Annotated in this window: 18 protein-coding genes and 1 pseudogene; 16 read left to right on the top strand and 3 right to left on the bottom strand. The window is 72.5% G+C overall.

The window, feature by feature from the left end:
• The first annotated feature begins 104 nt into the window (after positions 1–104).
• The 10 genes from VK501_RS24875 (at position 105) to VK501_RS24830 (ending at position 7267) form a co-directional block, all read left to right on the top strand.
• Complete coding sequence (locus VK501_RS24875; RefSeq protein ID WP_324342336.1) at positions 105–1463, top strand: hypothetical protein; 1359 nt, start codon at positions 105–107, stop codon at positions 1461–1463.
• Positions 1464–1497: 34 nt separating this feature from the next.
• On the top strand, positions 1498–2832 hold the full coding sequence (gene ffh, locus VK501_RS24870) for a signal recognition particle protein (protein ID WP_324342334.1): 1335 nt from the start codon (positions 1498–1500) through the stop codon (positions 2830–2832).
• Between the two features lie 49 nt (positions 2833–2881).
• A complete protein-coding gene (rpsP, locus tag VK501_RS24865) occupies positions 2882–3139 on the top strand; it encodes a 30S ribosomal protein S16 (protein ID WP_324342333.1) in 258 nt (85 codons plus the stop codon).
• A 15-nt stretch (positions 3140–3154) separates the two neighbouring features.
• Complete coding sequence (locus VK501_RS24860) at positions 3155–3388, top strand: KH domain-containing protein (RefSeq protein WP_324342331.1); 234 nt, start codon at positions 3155–3157, stop codon at positions 3386–3388.
• Between the two features lies 1 nt (position 3389).
• On the top strand, positions 3390–3914 hold the full coding sequence (rimM, locus tag VK501_RS24855; protein WP_324342329.1) for a ribosome maturation factor RimM: 525 nt from the start codon (positions 3390–3392) through the stop codon (positions 3912–3914).
• A gap of 3 nt (positions 3915–3917) precedes the next feature.
• Positions 3918–4724, top strand: a complete 807-nt coding sequence (trmD, locus tag VK501_RS24850; protein WP_324342327.1) for a tRNA (guanosine(37)-N1)-methyltransferase TrmD — start codon at positions 3918–3920, stop codon at positions 4722–4724.
• 74 nt (positions 4725–4798) lie between these two features.
• Positions 4799–5371 (top strand): 50S ribosomal protein L19, encoded by a 573-nt coding sequence (gene rplS / locus VK501_RS28845; protein ID WP_349261060.1) that lies wholly within the window; start codon positions 4799–4801, stop codon positions 5369–5371.
• A 1-nt stretch (position 5372) separates the two neighbouring features.
• On the top strand, positions 5373–5999 hold the full coding sequence (lepB, locus tag VK501_RS24840; protein WP_324342325.1) for a signal peptidase I: 627 nt from the start codon (positions 5373–5375) through the stop codon (positions 5997–5999).
• A gap of 16 nt (positions 6000–6015) precedes the next feature.
• A complete protein-coding gene (locus VK501_RS24835) occupies positions 6016–6720 on the top strand; it encodes a ribonuclease HII (protein ID WP_324342323.1) in 705 nt (234 codons plus the stop codon).
• 115 nt (positions 6721–6835) lie between these two features.
• The gene (locus VK501_RS24830) at positions 6836–7267 is read left to right on the top strand and encodes a DUF6941 family protein (protein WP_324342321.1); all 432 of its coding nucleotides are present in this window, start codon (positions 6836–6838) and stop codon (positions 7265–7267) included.
• Between the two features lie 19 nt (positions 7268–7286).
• Here the strand turns inward: VK501_RS24830 and VK501_RS24825 are convergent.
• Together VK501_RS24825 and VK501_RS24820 are read right to left on the bottom strand one after the other, a co-directional pair.
• Positions 7287–7487: pseudogene (locus VK501_RS24825) on the bottom strand (YraN family protein); the annotation flags it as partial.
• Positions 7488–8078: 591 nt separating this feature from the next.
• A complete protein-coding gene (locus VK501_RS24820) occupies positions 8079–8336 on the bottom strand; it encodes a hypothetical protein (protein WP_324342319.1) in 258 nt (85 codons plus the stop codon).
• On the opposite strand from VK501_RS24820, the gene VK501_RS24815 reads away from it, so the two are divergent.
• The 4 genes from VK501_RS24815 to VK501_RS24800 all read left to right on the top strand — a co-directional run bounded on the left by VK501_RS24815 (position 8335) and on the right by VK501_RS24800 (position 9926).
• Positions 8335–8661: a hypothetical protein gene (locus VK501_RS24815; RefSeq protein ID WP_324342317.1), complete on the top strand. Its 327-nt coding sequence runs from the start codon at positions 8335–8337 to the stop codon at positions 8659–8661. The genes VK501_RS24820 and VK501_RS24815 overlap by 2 nt on opposite strands.
• A gap of 142 nt (positions 8662–8803) precedes the next feature.
• Positions 8804–9136: a hypothetical protein gene (locus tag VK501_RS24810; protein ID WP_324342315.1), complete on the top strand. Its 333-nt coding sequence runs from the start codon at positions 8804–8806 to the stop codon at positions 9134–9136.
• Positions 9137–9649, top strand: a complete 513-nt coding sequence (locus VK501_RS24805) for a hypothetical protein (protein ID WP_324342313.1) — start codon at positions 9137–9139, stop codon at positions 9647–9649.
• Positions 9650–9701: 52 nt separating this feature from the next.
• Entirely contained in the window at positions 9702–9926 is a 225-nt protein-coding gene (locus tag VK501_RS24800) for a hypothetical protein (protein WP_324342312.1), read from the top strand.
• 72 nt (positions 9927–9998) lie between these two features.
• Here VK501_RS24800 and VK501_RS24795 read toward each other — a convergent pair whose 3' ends face one another.
• Positions 9999–11435: a hypothetical protein gene (locus tag VK501_RS24795; RefSeq protein WP_324342311.1), complete on the bottom strand. Its 1437-nt coding sequence runs from the start codon at positions 11433–11435 to the stop codon at positions 9999–10001.
• Here VK501_RS24795 and VK501_RS24790 point away from each other — a divergent pair.
• Positions 11413–12573, top strand: coding sequence for a phage portal protein (locus VK501_RS24790; protein ID WP_324342309.1), 1161 nt, complete (start codon positions 11413–11415; stop codon positions 12571–12573). The genes VK501_RS24795 and VK501_RS24790 overlap by 23 nt on opposite strands.
• Positions 12570–14072, top strand: coding sequence for a phage major capsid protein (locus VK501_RS24785; RefSeq protein WP_324342307.1), 1503 nt, complete (start codon positions 12570–12572; stop codon positions 14070–14072). The genes VK501_RS24790 and VK501_RS24785 overlap by 4 nt, the downstream gene beginning before the upstream one ends.
• The last annotated feature ends 148 nt before the right edge of the window (positions 14073–14220 follow it).

Genomic DNA, 14220 nt, shown 5'->3' with positions numbered 1-14220 from the left:
GGGCGCCGGCCCCCGGCCGCGGTGCACCACAACGCGGATCGCCTGGTCGGCGACGCCGATCAGTCCGCAACCTCTGCGGCCCCAACGTCGTTCAGAGACCAAGCATGTCCAAGCTCACGCGTCTCCTCAGCACTGCTGGCGCCGTGGCGCTGCTCGCCCCGGCCGCCGCGTCCGCCGACGCTCCGTGGTCCGCGCCCGTCGCGATCCCCGGCACCGCCAGCGGCCCGGGCGCCGTCACGCCGGCCGGCCGCGCCGTCGCGCTCGACCCGTCGAGCTCCGTGCAGGCGCCGGGCACGCCATCGGAGCTCGTGCGCCTCGATCCCGGGACCGGCGCCGCCCTGTCGGCGACCGGCGTCGGCCTCGCCGCGGCCTTCGTCACCGACTACGCGCAGGACGCCGTCGCCGTCGCCGGCACGTCCCTCGGCCCGTCGGGCACGATCGACGAGCAGAGCCGCGTGCGCGCCGGGACGACGTCGGCGGCCGCGGGGACCCCGACCCTGCGCACGCTCTCCGGCACCCAGAACCAGAACGTCTCGGCGCTCGACGGCAACGCCCGCGGCGACGTGGCGTTCGTCACGCGCGGAGGCAGCTCGCGAATGGTGTTCCTGCGCCGCCACGGAGCCACCACGTTCAGCCGGATCCTGACGATCGGCGTCACCAGCCAGGCGCGCGACATCACCGTCGCCGTCGGCCCCGACGGCGACCTCCTCGTCGCCTGGGAGGACCGCCACGAGGTCATGGCGCGCCACCGTGGCGTGCACGGAACCTGGGGCGCGGCGCATCGCCTCGGCCCCGGCGTGCAGTCCCACCTGCAGGCGGCGGTCGACCCGACGGGCCGGCTGCTCGTCGCCTGGGCGTCGCAGCGCGTCGGCGAGGGCGATGCCGCGACCTCGCCCGACGTCCGCTTCGTCACCGCGGCGCCCGGGCACGGCTTCGGCGGCCTGCGCACGCCGGAGAGCGCGCGCTCGGGCTCGGGCAGCAACGTCGCCGTCGCCGCGCCCGCCGTGCGGCTCGTGGTGACGGCGCGCTCGCGCGCGCTGCTGGCCTGGACGAGCTTCGACGGCACGCGGTTCTCGGTGCGGGTCAGCGCCCTGAGCGCGGGCCACATCGGCGCGGCCCAGGTGCTGAGCCCGGCCGGCCAGGACGCCGTCCTGGGCGACGTCGCCACGACGCCCGGCACCGGCTCCTCCGACGGCCCGACCGTCGTGCTGTGGCGCTCGGGCCCGCATGGGTCAGACGTCCCCGCCGGGACGACGTCGCGCGTGTTCGCCTCCGCGCGGGCGGCCGGCACCGCGAGCTTCGGCGCGCCGGAGGCCGTCAGCGAGGCCGGCAGCGACGTGCCCTTCGCGCCGACCGCGCTCGTGGTCCCGGGCACCGCCCGCCCGCTCGCGCTCCTCAGCCACCTGCAGGCCAGCGGGCCCGGCATCTCGGAGAGCTCGGTCCGGGCGCCGATCACGCCCTGATCGCCCGGCGCCGGGCCGTACACTGGACCGCCACGTGTTCGACGCACTCGCCGAGAAGCTCCAGGAGACCCTGTCGGACGTCCGCGGCCGCGGCACGCTGACCGAGGACGACGTCAACAAGGCCATGCGCGAGATCCGTCTCGCGCTGCTGGAGGCCGACGTCAACTTCAAGGTCGTCAAGCAGTTCACGCAGACGGTCAAGGAGCGCTGCCTCGGCGCCGACGTCCTGGGCCAGCTCAACCCCGGCCAGCAGGTCGTCAAGATCGTCAACGAGGAGCTCACCGCCCTCATGGGCGGCTCCTCGGCCGGCATCACCTTCTCTCCGCGCCCGCCCACGGTCGTCCTCATGGCCGGCCTGCAGGGCTCGGGCAAGACCACCGCGACGGCCAAGCTCGCCCGCCACCTCAAGGAGCAGCACGGCTCCTCGGTCGCCGTCGCGGCCTGCGACGTCTACCGTCCCGCCGCCGTGCAGCAGCTGATCAAGGTCGGCGGCCAGGCCGGCGCCGCGGTCTACGAGCAGGGGACCGACAAGGACCCCGTCGACATCGCCCGCTGGGCGCTGGAGCGCGCGAAGGCCGAGGGCAAGGACGTCCTCATCGTCGACACCTCCGGCCGCCTGCACATCGACGAGCGCCTCATGCAGGAGCTCAAGGACATCCGCAAGGTCGTCAAGCCGCACGCGATCCTGCTCGTCGTCGACGCGATGACCGGCCAGGACGCGGTCAACGTCAGCGAGCAGTTCGCCGAGGCGGTCGACTTCGACGGCGTCGTGATGTCCAAGCTCGACGGCGACGCCCGCGGCGGCGCCGCGCTCTCGGTCAAGGCCGTCACCGGCAAGCCGATCCTCTTCGCGTCGGTCGGCGAGAAGCTCGACCAGTTCGAGGCGTTCCATCCCGACCGGATGGCGCAGCGCATCCTCGGCATGGGCGACGTCCTGTCGCTCATCGAGAAGGCCGAGCAGCAGTTCGACGAGGACGAGGCCAAGGAGCTCGAGCGCAAGCTGCGCAAGGACGAGTTCACCCTCGAGGACTTCCTCAAGCAGCTGCGCCAGCTGCGCAAGATGGGCCCGCTGACGTCGCTGCTGGGCATGATGCCGGGCTTCGCGGGCGCGCAGCTCAAGGGGCTGAAGGTCGACGAGAAGGAGCTCGACCGCGTCCAGGCGATCATCCTCTCGATGACCGCCGAGGAGCGCCGGCGCCCCGAGCTGATCAAGGGCTCGCGGCGCCTGCGGATCGCCAAGGGATCGGGCACCAACGTGCAGGCCGTCAACCAGCTGGTCAAGCAGTTCAGCCAGATGCGCAAGGTCATGAAGCAGATCGGCAAGGGCAAGATGCCGGACCTGCAGGCCATGATGCGCCAAGCCCGCTAACCTCCCACGTCGCTTTCGCAACGACTTTCAAGGAACTTCGAGAACTCAAGTGTCAGTTCGACTCCGCCTCACCCGTGTGGGCGCCAAGAAGAACCCGATCTGGCGCATCGTCGCCGCGGATCAGCGTTCGCCGCGTGACGGTCGCAACATCGAGATCCTGGGGCAGTACAACCCCCAGACCCAGCCGTCGACGATCACCGTCGACGAGGAGCGCGTGCGCGACTGGCTCGCCAAGGGCGCGACCCCCAGCGACCAGGTCCGCAAGCTCCTGCGCACGCAGGGCATCGACGTCGCCGGCTCCCGCTAGGGGCCCACGCACCGGATGAAGGAGCTGCTCGACTACCTGGCGCGCCAGCTCGTCGACGATCCCGACGCGGTGGCCGTCGAGCAGTTCGACGAGGACGACGGCACCGTCGTCCTCGAGCTGTCGGTGGGCGACGAGGACTACGGTCGCGTCATCGGCAAGGGCGGCCGGACGGCCAACGCCCTCCGCACGGTCGTCAAGGCCGCGGCCGTCAAGGAGCAGCGCCGCGTCCTCGTCGACATCGTCGACTGAGATGCCGGCCGCAGATCCGGCCGGCCGCGCGCTGCTGAGCGTGGGCCGCGTCGGCCGGGCCCACGGGCTCGACGGCTCGTTCCACCTCACCCAGCCGCGCACCCGCCTCCTCGAGGGACGCACGACGCTGCTGCTGCACGGCGAGGACGTCGCCATCGTCCGCCGCGCGGGCACCGACGCGCGCCCGATCTTCCGGCTGGCCGGCGTCGACACGCGGGAGGCGGTCGACGCCCTGCGCGGCACCGACCTGTGGGTGCGCCGCGCCGACGCGCCGCCGCTGGAGGAGGACGAGTGGTACGCCGAGGACCTCGTGGGCTGCCACGTGGTCGACGGCGACCGGGACGTGGGCGTCGTGGCCCAGCTGCTGGCGTACCCGTCGTGCGAGCTGCTGGAGGTCTCGCGCCAGGCCGACCCGTCGCGCCCGGCGCTGCTGGTCCCGCTCATCTCCGACGCCGTGCGCACCGTCGACCTCGACGCGCGCCGGATCGACGTCGACCTCGCGTTCCTCGGAGAGGCCGAGGGCTAGCCGATGCAGCTCGACGTCCTCACGCTCTTCCCCGAGTGGTTCGAGTGGTTCCAGACCCAGCGGCACGTGCGCAACGCGATCCAGCAGGGCCACGAGCTGCGGACCTTCAACCCGCGCGAGCACACGCCGCTCAGCGGCGGCCAGGTCGACGACACGCCCTTCGGCGGCGGCGCCGGGATGGTCCTGCGCGTCGACGTCATGGACCAGGCGCTGCGCGTCATCTACAACCAGGATCCGGTCGACCTGCGCCGCGAGCGCCGCGTGATCGCGCTGACGCCCGGCGGGCGGATGCTCGACGACGCGCTGGTCGACGAGCTGGCCGCCGAGCCCGCGATCACCCTGCTGTGCGGCCGCTACGAGGGCTTCGACGAGCGGATCGTCCAGCACTTCGCCTCCGACGCGATCTCGGTCGGCCGCTACGTCCTGTCGGGCGGCGAGCTGGCCGCGATGGTCGTGATGGACGCGGTGCTGCGCAAGCTGCCGGGCGCGCTGGGCCACGCCGAGTCCGCGCTGGAGGAGTCCTTCAGCCAGGCGCTGGGCGGCGATCCCGAGTACCCGCACTACACCCGGCCCGCGGAGTACCGCGGCTGGAAGGTCCCGCCGGTGCTGCTGTCGGGCCATCACGAGGAGATCGCGACCTGGCGGCGCGCCCGCAGCCAGGAGCGGGGCGTCGTCGGGCCGACGGCCCATCCGCTGGATCCGGAATCCGGCGACACGCGCCGCGGCGGCGGCCCGGATCCGTTCGGGTCGATGTCCGACCAGGCGCCGCGCGGCGCGGGGCCGGACCCGTTCGGCCCGATGTCGGGCTGACCGCTCCGGCGGCCTCCGTTCGCTACCATCACTCAGCCGACGCGCGGAGCCGATCTCCGCGCCTTCTCTTTGCCATGAGCACCGTCATCGACTCTCTCGAGCGCGCACAACTGCGCCGCGTCCCCCGCTTCCAGGCGGGCGATCGCGTCCGTGTCCACTTCCAGGTCATCGAGGGCACGCGTCGCCGTACGCAGGTCTTCGAGGGCGTGGTGATCAAGCGCCAGGGACACGGCTCTCGCGAGACCTTCACGGTCCGCAAGCAGTCCTTCGGCGTGGGCGTCGAGCGCACGTTCCCCGTGCATTCGCCCAAGATCGAGAAGATCGAGGTCGCGGCCCGCGGTGACGTGCGGCGCGCCAAGCTCTACTACCTCCGCGATCGCGTCGGCAAGGCCGCCCGCGTCCGCGAGCGCCGCTACATCGGGCCCGAGGAGACGGTCGAGCCCGGTCTGCTGCACGATCCGGCCGCGCAGCTCGAGGCGGAGGCCGCCGCGACCGACGGCGCCGTCGATGCCGAGGGCGCCACGCTCGACGAGGTCGTCGGCACCCCTGAGGGCGAGACGCCCGAGGCCGAGGCTCCCGCCGCGGCCGAGCCGGGCGACGCGCCCGCCGCCGAGGCTCCGGCCGGCGCCGACGACAAGCAGGCCTGAGGTGAGCCCCTCCGCGGGCGAAGCCAAGAAGGAGAGGTCGGCGGGGAGCTCGTTCGTCGAGCTCATCGTCATCGTCATCGTCGCCCTGGGCCTCGCGCTGGGCATCCAGGCGTTCCTCGTCAAGCCGTACCGGATCCCGAGCGAGTCGATGGTGCCGACGCTGCAGATCGGCCAGCGCGTGCTCGTCAACCGGTTGGGCAACCGCTTCAACAAGCCCGAGATCGGCGAGGTCGTGGTGTTCCACCCGCCGGCCGGCTCGGACACCAACACCTGCGGCGATCCGAACAAGAAGGCCGACCAGGCCTGCTCGCGTCCGACGGCGACCAAGGCGAGCGTCAACTTCATCAAGCGCGTGGTCGCCGGTCCGGGCGACACCCTGTACATCAAGGGCGGGCACGCGTTCGTCAACGGCAAGCGCCAGAAGGACGGCTTCACCCGTCCCTGCGAAGGCGGGACCGGCTGCGACTTCCCGCGCCCGATCACCATCCCCGCCGACCATTGGTTCATGATGGGCGACAACCGTGGCGAGTCCGACGACAGCCGGTTCTGGGGTCCTGTTCCCCGCAAGTGGATCATCGGCGGCGCCTTCGCCACCTACTGGCCGCCCAAGCGCATCGGGCTGCTCTAGCGCCCACGCCGTCCCGGTGCCTCCGGCCTCCCAGCCACCGGCCCCCAAGCCGCAGCAGCGCAAGAAGAGCAAGGCCCGCAGCGGCCGGCGCCTCTTCGCCCACGATCGCGCGCTCGGCGTGCGGTTCGTCGCCGGCGCCGACGAGGCCGGCCGCGGGTGCCTCGCCGGCCCGCTGGTGGCCGCCGCCGTGCTCTTCGACTTCGAGACGCTGGGCCCGCGCGACGTCCGCGCCCTCTCGGTCCTCAACGACTCCAAGCAGCACACGCCCGAAGGGCGCGCGGCGCTGTACCCGGTCGTCCTGCGCATCGCCACGCGCGTCGCGGTCGTCTCGCGCTGCGCCGGCGGCATCGACCGCCGCGGCCTGCATCGCACGAACCTCGCCGCGCTGCGCGAGTCGCTGCTGAAGGTCGCCCAGGGCGGCCGCGACGAGGTCATCTGCCTCAGCGACGGCTTCCCCGTCGGCGACCTGGACGGCTACGAGGGCCGAGCGATCATCGACGGCGACGCCAAGAGCGCCGCGATCGCCGCCGCGAGCATCATCGCCAAGGTCACGCGCGACCGCTTCATGCACCGCGCCGACGCACGCCACCCCGGCTGGGAGTTCGCGACGCACGTCGGGTACTCGACCCCCGAGCACCGCGAGGCGATCCAGCGCCACGGCGTCTCGCCGCTGCACCGCATGTCGTTCCAGTCGACCGCCTACCAGCAGCTCGCGCTGTAGCGCGACGGGCGGCCTGCCAGCCGGCTGGGGCCTCGTTTGCGCCGCCCGCGCCGGCGTGCTCAGATCAGCGGCCATGGTCATCAGCGCGAGCACGATCACCCGAGGCGGGGCGTAGATGGAGGCCACCGTCATCCTCTGCGACTTCGCGGAGGCCATCAACGGCAAGTTGTACGTCATGGGCGGCGGATGGAACACGCTCTTCGCCCCGGGCCAACCGGTGAACATCGCGCTGGGCAGCATCATCACGGTGCCCTGGGACCGGACCGAGCAGAACCACGAGATCCGGATCGAGCTCATCGACAGCTACGGCGAGGCGATGGTGATCGGCGACGACCCGGTCGTGATCCTGTCCCAGCTCGAGGTCGGCCGGCCGCCCGGCGTCAAGCCCGGCACGTCGCTCAGCGCGCCGGTGACCTCGGCGTTCAACGGGCTGACCCTCGACGCCGGCCTGTACGAGTTCAAGCTCAGCGTCAACGGCGACGTGCTGGCCAGCCGCCCCTTCACCGTCCAGGACCCACCCGACTGGATGCCCGACCCGCTCGACTGACGCGCGTGCACCCGCACCACTAGAACGCGTCCTCGAGGTGCTCCAGGCGCGTCAGGCGCCCGCGGGCGTCGATGGCGATCCCGATCGCGTCGAAGCGCAGCAGCGCCACGCGCGGTCGGTCGGCCGTGTCGTTGAGGTAGGCGCGGGCCATGCGCCGGACCTGCGCCTGCTTGGCCGGGTGCAGCGCGTCCCAGGGCTGGCCGCGGCCGCGGCGGGTCTTGACCTCACTGAACGGGGATTAGCTGTCGCTTGGCTGTCGCTGCCGCCCGTGACCGTTCCAAGAAGCGACGAGGGCCGCCTAGCGGGGCGGCCCTCGTTCAAGTCCTCTGCTGTGGGGCAGGAGGTGGCCGAAGCCTAGCGGCCGCAGCGGTCGGCGACCGACAGCCCGCTCCCGCCCGGGGCGTCAACGCATAGGCAGGCTGAATGCAGCCGTCAACTCCCGCCTGAGGCCAACCACCAGGGGGCGGGAGACGAGGCACACGCTGGGGCGACCGCCCCGAGGCAGAGCAGCACCAAGCCCGTAGTTGGACCCCTGGAGCCGATGAGGAAACGAGGGGGCACCGGACGGCCAGGGGAGCGTGGACGGAGCAGATACCCGCTGATGGAAAAGCGGGCCTTCCCGGGGCAGGGGGAGGCTGGAACGTGCCAACGTGCCGGTCTCCGACGGCGCCGCGGCACAGCGAACGCCCGGGGGCTCATAGCCGCCCCCGGACCCCCGCCTAGCACGATCCGTCGCTGACGCTCCTGATCGCGCTCTCTCACTGACAGCAGGACAGGAGGCGTCTAGCGGAGCCGGTCTCCGCCGACGCGATCAGCGGTGTTCGAGTTCGCCGCGGGTGATGAGCACGGCGCGAGGGGCGTCGATGACGAGCTTCACGCCGTCGAGGTGCTTGGCGGGGACGGGCTCGGCTTCGATGACGATGCGGTGCCCTTCGGGCGTGGTGAGGATGAGCTGTTCGCCGGGGCAGCGGGTGATGACGAGGGCCATGCCCGGGTGCTCGGCAGCGGCGGCGCAGCCTGGAGCGGGCGTGTCCAGGCGATAGCCGACGCGCGGGACGATGCTGGGCATGAGCGAGCACGAGGTGCTGGAGGGACTGGCGGTCCAGCTGGAGCCCGCGGACGCGTTCACCGGGTTGTTGGTGGACGTGCAGAGCTACGTGCTGGGGAAGCTGGTGCGCGTCGATGGGCTGTGGGGCGTGCCGACGCACGTGGCCACGGTCGACGGCGCCGACGGGCGGACGGCGGCGGTCGTGCTCGACGGTGACGTGGAGCGCTGCGTGATCATCCGCGAGGACGTGCTGGGCGTGGTTGACCTGGACTTGAGCGGCGAGGCCGTCGAGTTGTACGTGAACCAGCGGCAGCGCTCGATCGTGTTCGAGGTCGCGCCGCGGTGAGCGCGCGCGGCCTGCTGTCGAGCGCGAGCCACGGCGTCGCGGCTGGCCCGTCGGGCTGCTGGAAGTGCGGCCACGCGGTGGCGGTCCGTGGGGCGCTGTACTGCGCCCGGCATCAGCCGCGCCGCAGGCGCAGGCGGCCGCGGTGATCAGCTCGACCTGCCTGGTGTGCGGGGCGACGGTGCCGGTCGGCCAGTCGCGGTGCGGGCGCCATCGCACGGGGCGGGCGACGCGGCGGCGGCGCGGCGGCGGCGCCGGGATCGAGCGCTTCCGCGCGGCGGTGCTGGCCGCGGCGGGCTACCAGTGCGAGGCGATCGAGAACGGCGCCCGGTGCGAGGTCACGGGCGCGGCGAACCTGGAGGCGCACCACGAGGTTGGCGTGGCGGTGGGCGGCGCGAACGCTGCGGAGAACGGCCGGGCGCTGTGTCGCGCGCATCATCTGGCGATCGAGGGCAGACGAGCGAGGAGCGGGAGCTGAATGGCGTACGAGAGCGACGGCACACTGGGCGAGCTGTTCGACGTGGAGCACCTGGCGCACGAGCTGATGGCGGACATGGCCGACATGGCGGGCGCGGCGATGACGCACCGCGCGCGGTCGCTGGCGCCGGTCGGGAAGTCGGGGCTCCCGGGCCGGGCGCCCGGCACGCTGCGCGACAGCTACCGCCAGACGCCGGTGCGCCGCGAGCAGAACGTGCGGCCTGGCGTGGACGGCTACGTGTCGGGCGTCGTCAGCCACGACATCGTGGCGCAGTGGATGGAGTCGGGCATCCGGGCGCACGTGATCCGGGGACCGGTCAGGTTCCGCACGGTCGGCGGCCGGTGGGTCACGGTCCGCAACGTGCAGCACCCCGGCGTCGCACCGCGGTGGATCGTGCTCCGTGCGGCGGGCGAGACCGAGGCGGCGTTCGAGGAGCTGACGCAGCCCGCGGTGGCGCGCTTCAAGGCGGGGTTCGAGGCGAACGCTGAGCGGATGCGCCGACGCCGCTGGTAGGTGTCTGCGCGTACAGACGGTGATGGCCGGAACCGTCTGTACGGTCGGGCCGATGGAGAACTGGGAGCAGATGGAGCGCGTCGCGAGCGAGGAGCTGGCCAAGCTGGTCGACGCTCAGCCGTTCGACCGCGCGGAGGCGGAGCGGATGCTGCACGTGTTCGCGATGGGCAAGAACCGCAGGATGGACGTGCAGCCGCTGGACCACAGCATCCTCAGCGACGGCGAGGTCCGCGGGATGGTCCGAGCGCTGCTCGCGGGCAACCGCGTCGGTTTCTGACCAGCGCCAGCAGGAACGCGCAGCCCATGCGCTTTTCGTGCGCGCCGAGCGGCGTTGTTGGTGTGCTTGCGCTCAGGTGGCGGGCGTGAACACCCGGAACCGCTTGCGGGGCTGCTGAGCACGCACCGCGCAGAGGCTCAGGCAGGTGATGAGGTCGATCGGGTCGCGGTGGGCGCGGACGATGCGCGCGCCGAGCGGTGTGGTCTCGGTCGTCGCGTGGGCGCTGTGGGCGTTCAGGGTTGGGTCGTCGGGGCAGCGGAGCCGTCCTGCGATGGCGAGCTGGATGAGGGCCTCTGACGCCTGGACCTGGCGGCCCCCGTTCATCTGAAATTGCGTGATGCGGTAGCGGTCCTGGTTGCGCAGGGCCTCTGTCGCCATGCCCCAGCGGTCCAGCACGCATTCGTAGACGTTGTACTTCTCGGCCAGCTTGTCGATGGCCGGGAACACGTGCAGGGCGCCGTCGGGGCCATCCCACGTCTGGACGTGCGCGACGCGACCGTCCAGTGTCATCGCCGCAAGCGCGGTGACCGAGCGCTTCTCGGCGTCGCCGCCACCTGCGTCGGCGGCGACGATCAGCGTTTCGCCGGGCGCCACCGTGTAGGGCTGCGCGCAGCACGCCTGCCACACGCCGATGGGGAGCCACGTGGCGCTCGACGCGTGCGACACGTTGCCGTGAAAGGTGAGCCACGAACGCGGGTCCAGGCGCGCGTGCTGCTCGCGCAGCGCGGCCTCCGTGATCCAGCTCGCCGGGTTGACGCGCTTCGCGACGAACGCCACGTCGTCGGGGTCGTGCAGCTCAGGGTCCAGGCTCCACTCCAGCCACCGCAGGCCGTCGCCCGACGCCTCCACGATCGCGCCGTCGCGCTCGCGCCGCGCGTTGGGCAGCGCCAGTGCCCGCTCGCGCAGGCGGCCCAGCGGCGTGTCGGCCGACAGCGGCGCCGTGCTCAGGATCCACAGCCGCGCGTCGGGCCGCTTGACCAGGCCGGTCTCGGCGGCTTCGAGCACGGTGCCGTCCTGGGACCACAGCTCATCGAGCAAGAACACCGAGTCGGTGCGGCCGTGGACGCGGTGGCCGCGGCCGGAGACGACGCGCAGCTGCCCGCCGCGGCGGGCGCGCATCGCGTGCAGGCGGGCCTCCACCTCCCCGTCGAGCGCGGGGTGCTCGCTGTCGCGGGCCATGAAGTCGTAGGCGATCTGCGACTGCTCGCGCGAGCCGGAGCCGAGCGCGACGCTGGCGGTGGGCTCGGTGAGCAGATGCCCGAGCGCGGCGCGGGAGCCCAACGCGGTCTTGGCGTTGCCGCGGGGGAGCATCACCACCACCTCGCGTTCGGGGCCGTGCAGGGCGGCGACGATGCGGCGCTGGAACGCCTCCAACGGCTGGCCGAGAGCGCGCGCGAGCTGGTGCACGCCGCGGCTGCCGCGACGCAGCCGGAGGGGCCTGGAGGGCTTGTTCAGGTCAATAGAAATGACCGGCACGATCTTGCCGGTGGATTCGATCGACCTGAACAAGCGCCGCTGGCCGTTCGGCCGCCGCCAGGTCGAGGACCGTGCGTTGACGCGCGAGACCGTGCCCGGCGTCTTCTTCCCGGACACGGCGGCCGGGGTGCCGGTCACGGAGCGGTCGGCCATGAGCATCACGGACGTGTTCGGGTGCGTCGGGTGGCTGGCGCGTACGGCGAGCACGCTGCCGCTTCATGGGTACCGGCGGCTGGAGCCGACGGGCCGCGAGCGCGTGGACGCGCCGCTGCTGGAGACCCCGGCGCCCGGTCTGACGCAGAGCGCGTTCACGGCGCAGTGCGTGCAGAGCTTGGCGCTGTGGGGCGAGACCTTCGTCGGCCTGGTGCACAACGGCGACGAGGTGGCCTACCTGCGGACGCTGCGCCCCGACGCTGTGGAGGTCAAGATCGGGTCTGACGGCGAGCCGACCTACGTCTGGTCGATCGGCGACAAGCGCTACGAGCTGGGCCGCGAGGACGTGATCCACGCCCGGCTGCTGTCGTCGCTCGACGGCGTGCGTGGCATGTCGCCGATCGCTGCGTGCCGCGAGGAGCTGGGCCTGTCGCGGGCGCTGGCCGGCCACGCGAGCAACACGGCGTCGGCGGGCTACAACCCAGCGGGGATCGTGGGCCTGCCCGAGACCATCGGCGATGCCGAGGGCGAGGAGCACGCCAAGGAAATGCAGAAGCGCTGGGACGGGCGCAGCGCGACCCCGAACCGCATCGAGTTCGTCACCGGCGAGGTGACCTACACCGCGGTCAGCACCCCTGCGCGCGATGCGGAGTTCGTCGCGCAGCGCCAGCTGAGCACCGTGGCGGTGTGCCGCATCTTCGGGCTGTTCCCGTGGATGATCGCCGCGCCGTCCGGTGACTCCAACACGTACGCCAACGTCGAGGGCCAGGCGCAGGCCGCGATCACGTTCTCGCTGTCGCCCTACCTGGTCGCGCTGGAGCAGGCGTTCACCGGCCACGGCACGCTGCTGCCGCCCGGCCGGACGTACGCGCAGTACGTGCGCGAGGCGCTGATGCAGCCCGACCACGCCGGGCGCGCGACGTTCTACACGGCGGCGCTGGATGAGAAGCACGGCTGGATGACCCGTGCAGAGGTGCGCGACCGAGAAGACCTACCGCCCGAGGGGGCAACATCATGAAGAAGCCCAAGCTGGGCGAGCTGGAGCAGCGCTCGGCGCCGACCGAGGCGGCCGAGCTGGTCGTGGACGGCAAGCGCCTGCGCGGCCTGATCCCGTACGGCGTTGAGTCGCGCGACTTCGGGGGCTGGCGCGAGGTGATGGCGCCGGGCTGCATGACCAAGGCCGACATGACGGACCTGGTGGCGACGCTCAACCACGACGTGTCGCGGCTGCTGGGCCGTCACCCGAACACGCTGGAGGTCGAGGAGCGCAGCGACGGCATGCACTGGAGCGTCGAGCTGCCCGACAGCCCGACGGGCAACGACGTGCGCGTGGCCGTCGAGCGCGGCGACCTGAACCAGGGCTCGTGGCGCATGGCGGTGGCGAAGGACCGCTGGGACGGCAACACCCGCCACGTCCTGGAGGTGCGCGAGCTGCGCGACGTGGCGGTGGTCACGACGGGCGGGTACGGAGCCGCGGCGGCGGCGGAGCTGCGCTCGCAGGAAGGCGCCGAGCAGGACGTGCAGGACCCCAACAACGAGGAGGACGCCGTGAGGCGACAGAAGCAGGGCGGCGGGCTCCAGGTGGAGGACCGCACGCACGAGCAGGCGGAGGGCACCGTGGAGTCGCGGATCTTGGACGCGATGCGGGGCATCGCACCGGGCGAGTGCCGCGACCTGACGCACGCGACCGCGGCGCCGGTCGAGCCCGACGACGTGCGCACGGCGCTGATCGACAAGCTGCGCGAGCAGAGCGTGGTGCTGGCGTCGGGCGTGCCGCTGATCACGACCGACAAGAAGGCCGTCAAGTGGCCCGTGCTGACCGGCGACGTGGAAGTGGCGTTCTACGACGAGCTGGAGGAGATCACCCCCAGTGACGTGGACCTGGACGAGTTCGAGATCCCGACCAAGGCGCTCAAGGCGCTGGTGCGCGGATCCTCGGAGGCGTTCGAGGACTCCGACCCCGACCTGCTCCAGCTCGCGGCCGACAACATCAACATCGCGATGAGCCTGAAGGGCGATCGCGAGATGGTGATCGGCAACGACCCCAAGGGGTTCCGGGGGTTGTTGAACATCGCGGGCACGCAGGCGATCGCGGTCGGCGGCGCGCTGTCGTGGGATCACGTACTCAAGGCCGTCGGCATGCTCCAGGAGGCGCTGATCCCGGGGCCGTACGCGGTTCTGATGGGGCCGCGCCCGGCCACGGCGCTGTCGCTGACCAAGGAGGCGGCGGGCAGCAACGCCTACCTGAACCGGCCCGACGGGATCCCGCCCGTCTTCGGCACGGCGTGGCTGCCGGTGTCGGCCGGTGCGGGCCCCGCGACGACGGTCATCGTCTACGCGCCCAACCAGGCGCAGGCCGTGCTGCGCAAGCAGGTGACCGTCGAGGTCGACCGCTCGCAGCAGTTCTCCGCCGACGCCGTGCTCGTGCGCGGCCGCTACCGGCTGGGCTTCGATGTCCACGTGCCGCAGTCGATCGTCAAGCTGACGGGCGTGGCGGCTCCGGCGATCAACGCCTAGGGACATGGCGCGAGCCCGCCGCACCACCGGCCCCACGCGGGTCCGCAGCACCGCGCAGCCCACCGCGGCGCGCCCGGCGCAGCCCTCCTCCTCCGGGGCTGGCCGGGCGGCCGCGGGCGCGGCTGTGCTGGCCGCTGCGGGCTCGTCG

It is taken from the genome of Baekduia sp. (assembly GCF_035318805.1).
In the GTDB taxonomy this organism is placed as follows: domain Bacteria; phylum Actinomycetota; class Thermoleophilia; order Solirubrobacterales; family Solirubrobacteraceae; genus Baekduia.
This window is presented reverse-complemented; position numbering and strand designations above follow the sequence as displayed.

What these genes read in the sequence shown, in the direction of transcription:
- VK501_RS24875 (WP_324342336.1), top strand. Translation starts at nt 105, where the DNA reads ATGTCCAAGCTCACGCGTCTCCTCAGCACTGCTGGCGCCGTGGCGCTG.
- VK501_RS24860 (WP_324342331.1), top strand. Translation starts at nt 3,155, where the DNA reads ATGAAGGAGCTGCTCGACTACCTGGCGCGCCAGCTCGTCGACGATCCC.
- rimM (WP_324342329.1), top strand. Translation starts at nt 3,390, where the DNA reads ATGCCGGCCGCAGATCCGGCCGGCCGCGCGCTGCTGAGCGTGGGCCGC.
- trmD (WP_324342327.1), top strand. Translation starts at nt 3,918, where the DNA reads ATGCAGCTCGACGTCCTCACGCTCTTCCCCGAGTGGTTCGAGTGGTTC.
- rplS (WP_349261060.1), top strand. Translation starts at nt 4,799, where the DNA reads ATGAGCACCGTCATCGACTCTCTCGAGCGCGCACAACTGCGCCGCGTC.
- VK501_RS24830 (WP_324342321.1), top strand. Translation starts at nt 6,836, where the DNA reads ATGGAGGCCACCGTCATCCTCTGCGACTTCGCGGAGGCCATCAACGGC.
- VK501_RS24815 (WP_324342317.1), top strand. Translation starts at nt 8,335, where the DNA reads ATGAGCGAGCACGAGGTGCTGGAGGGACTGGCGGTCCAGCTGGAGCCC.
- VK501_RS24820 (WP_324342319.1), bottom strand. Translation starts at nt 8,336, where the DNA reads ATGCCCAGCATCGTCCCGCGCGTCGGCTATCGCCTGGACACGCCCGCT.
- VK501_RS24805 (WP_324342313.1), top strand. Translation starts at nt 9,137, where the DNA reads ATGGCGTACGAGAGCGACGGCACACTGGGCGAGCTGTTCGACGTGGAG.
- VK501_RS24800 (WP_324342312.1), top strand. Translation starts at nt 9,702, where the DNA reads ATGGAGAACTGGGAGCAGATGGAGCGCGTCGCGAGCGAGGAGCTGGCC.
- VK501_RS24785 (WP_324342307.1), top strand. Translation starts at nt 12,570, where the DNA reads ATGAAGAAGCCCAAGCTGGGCGAGCTGGAGCAGCGCTCGGCGCCGACC.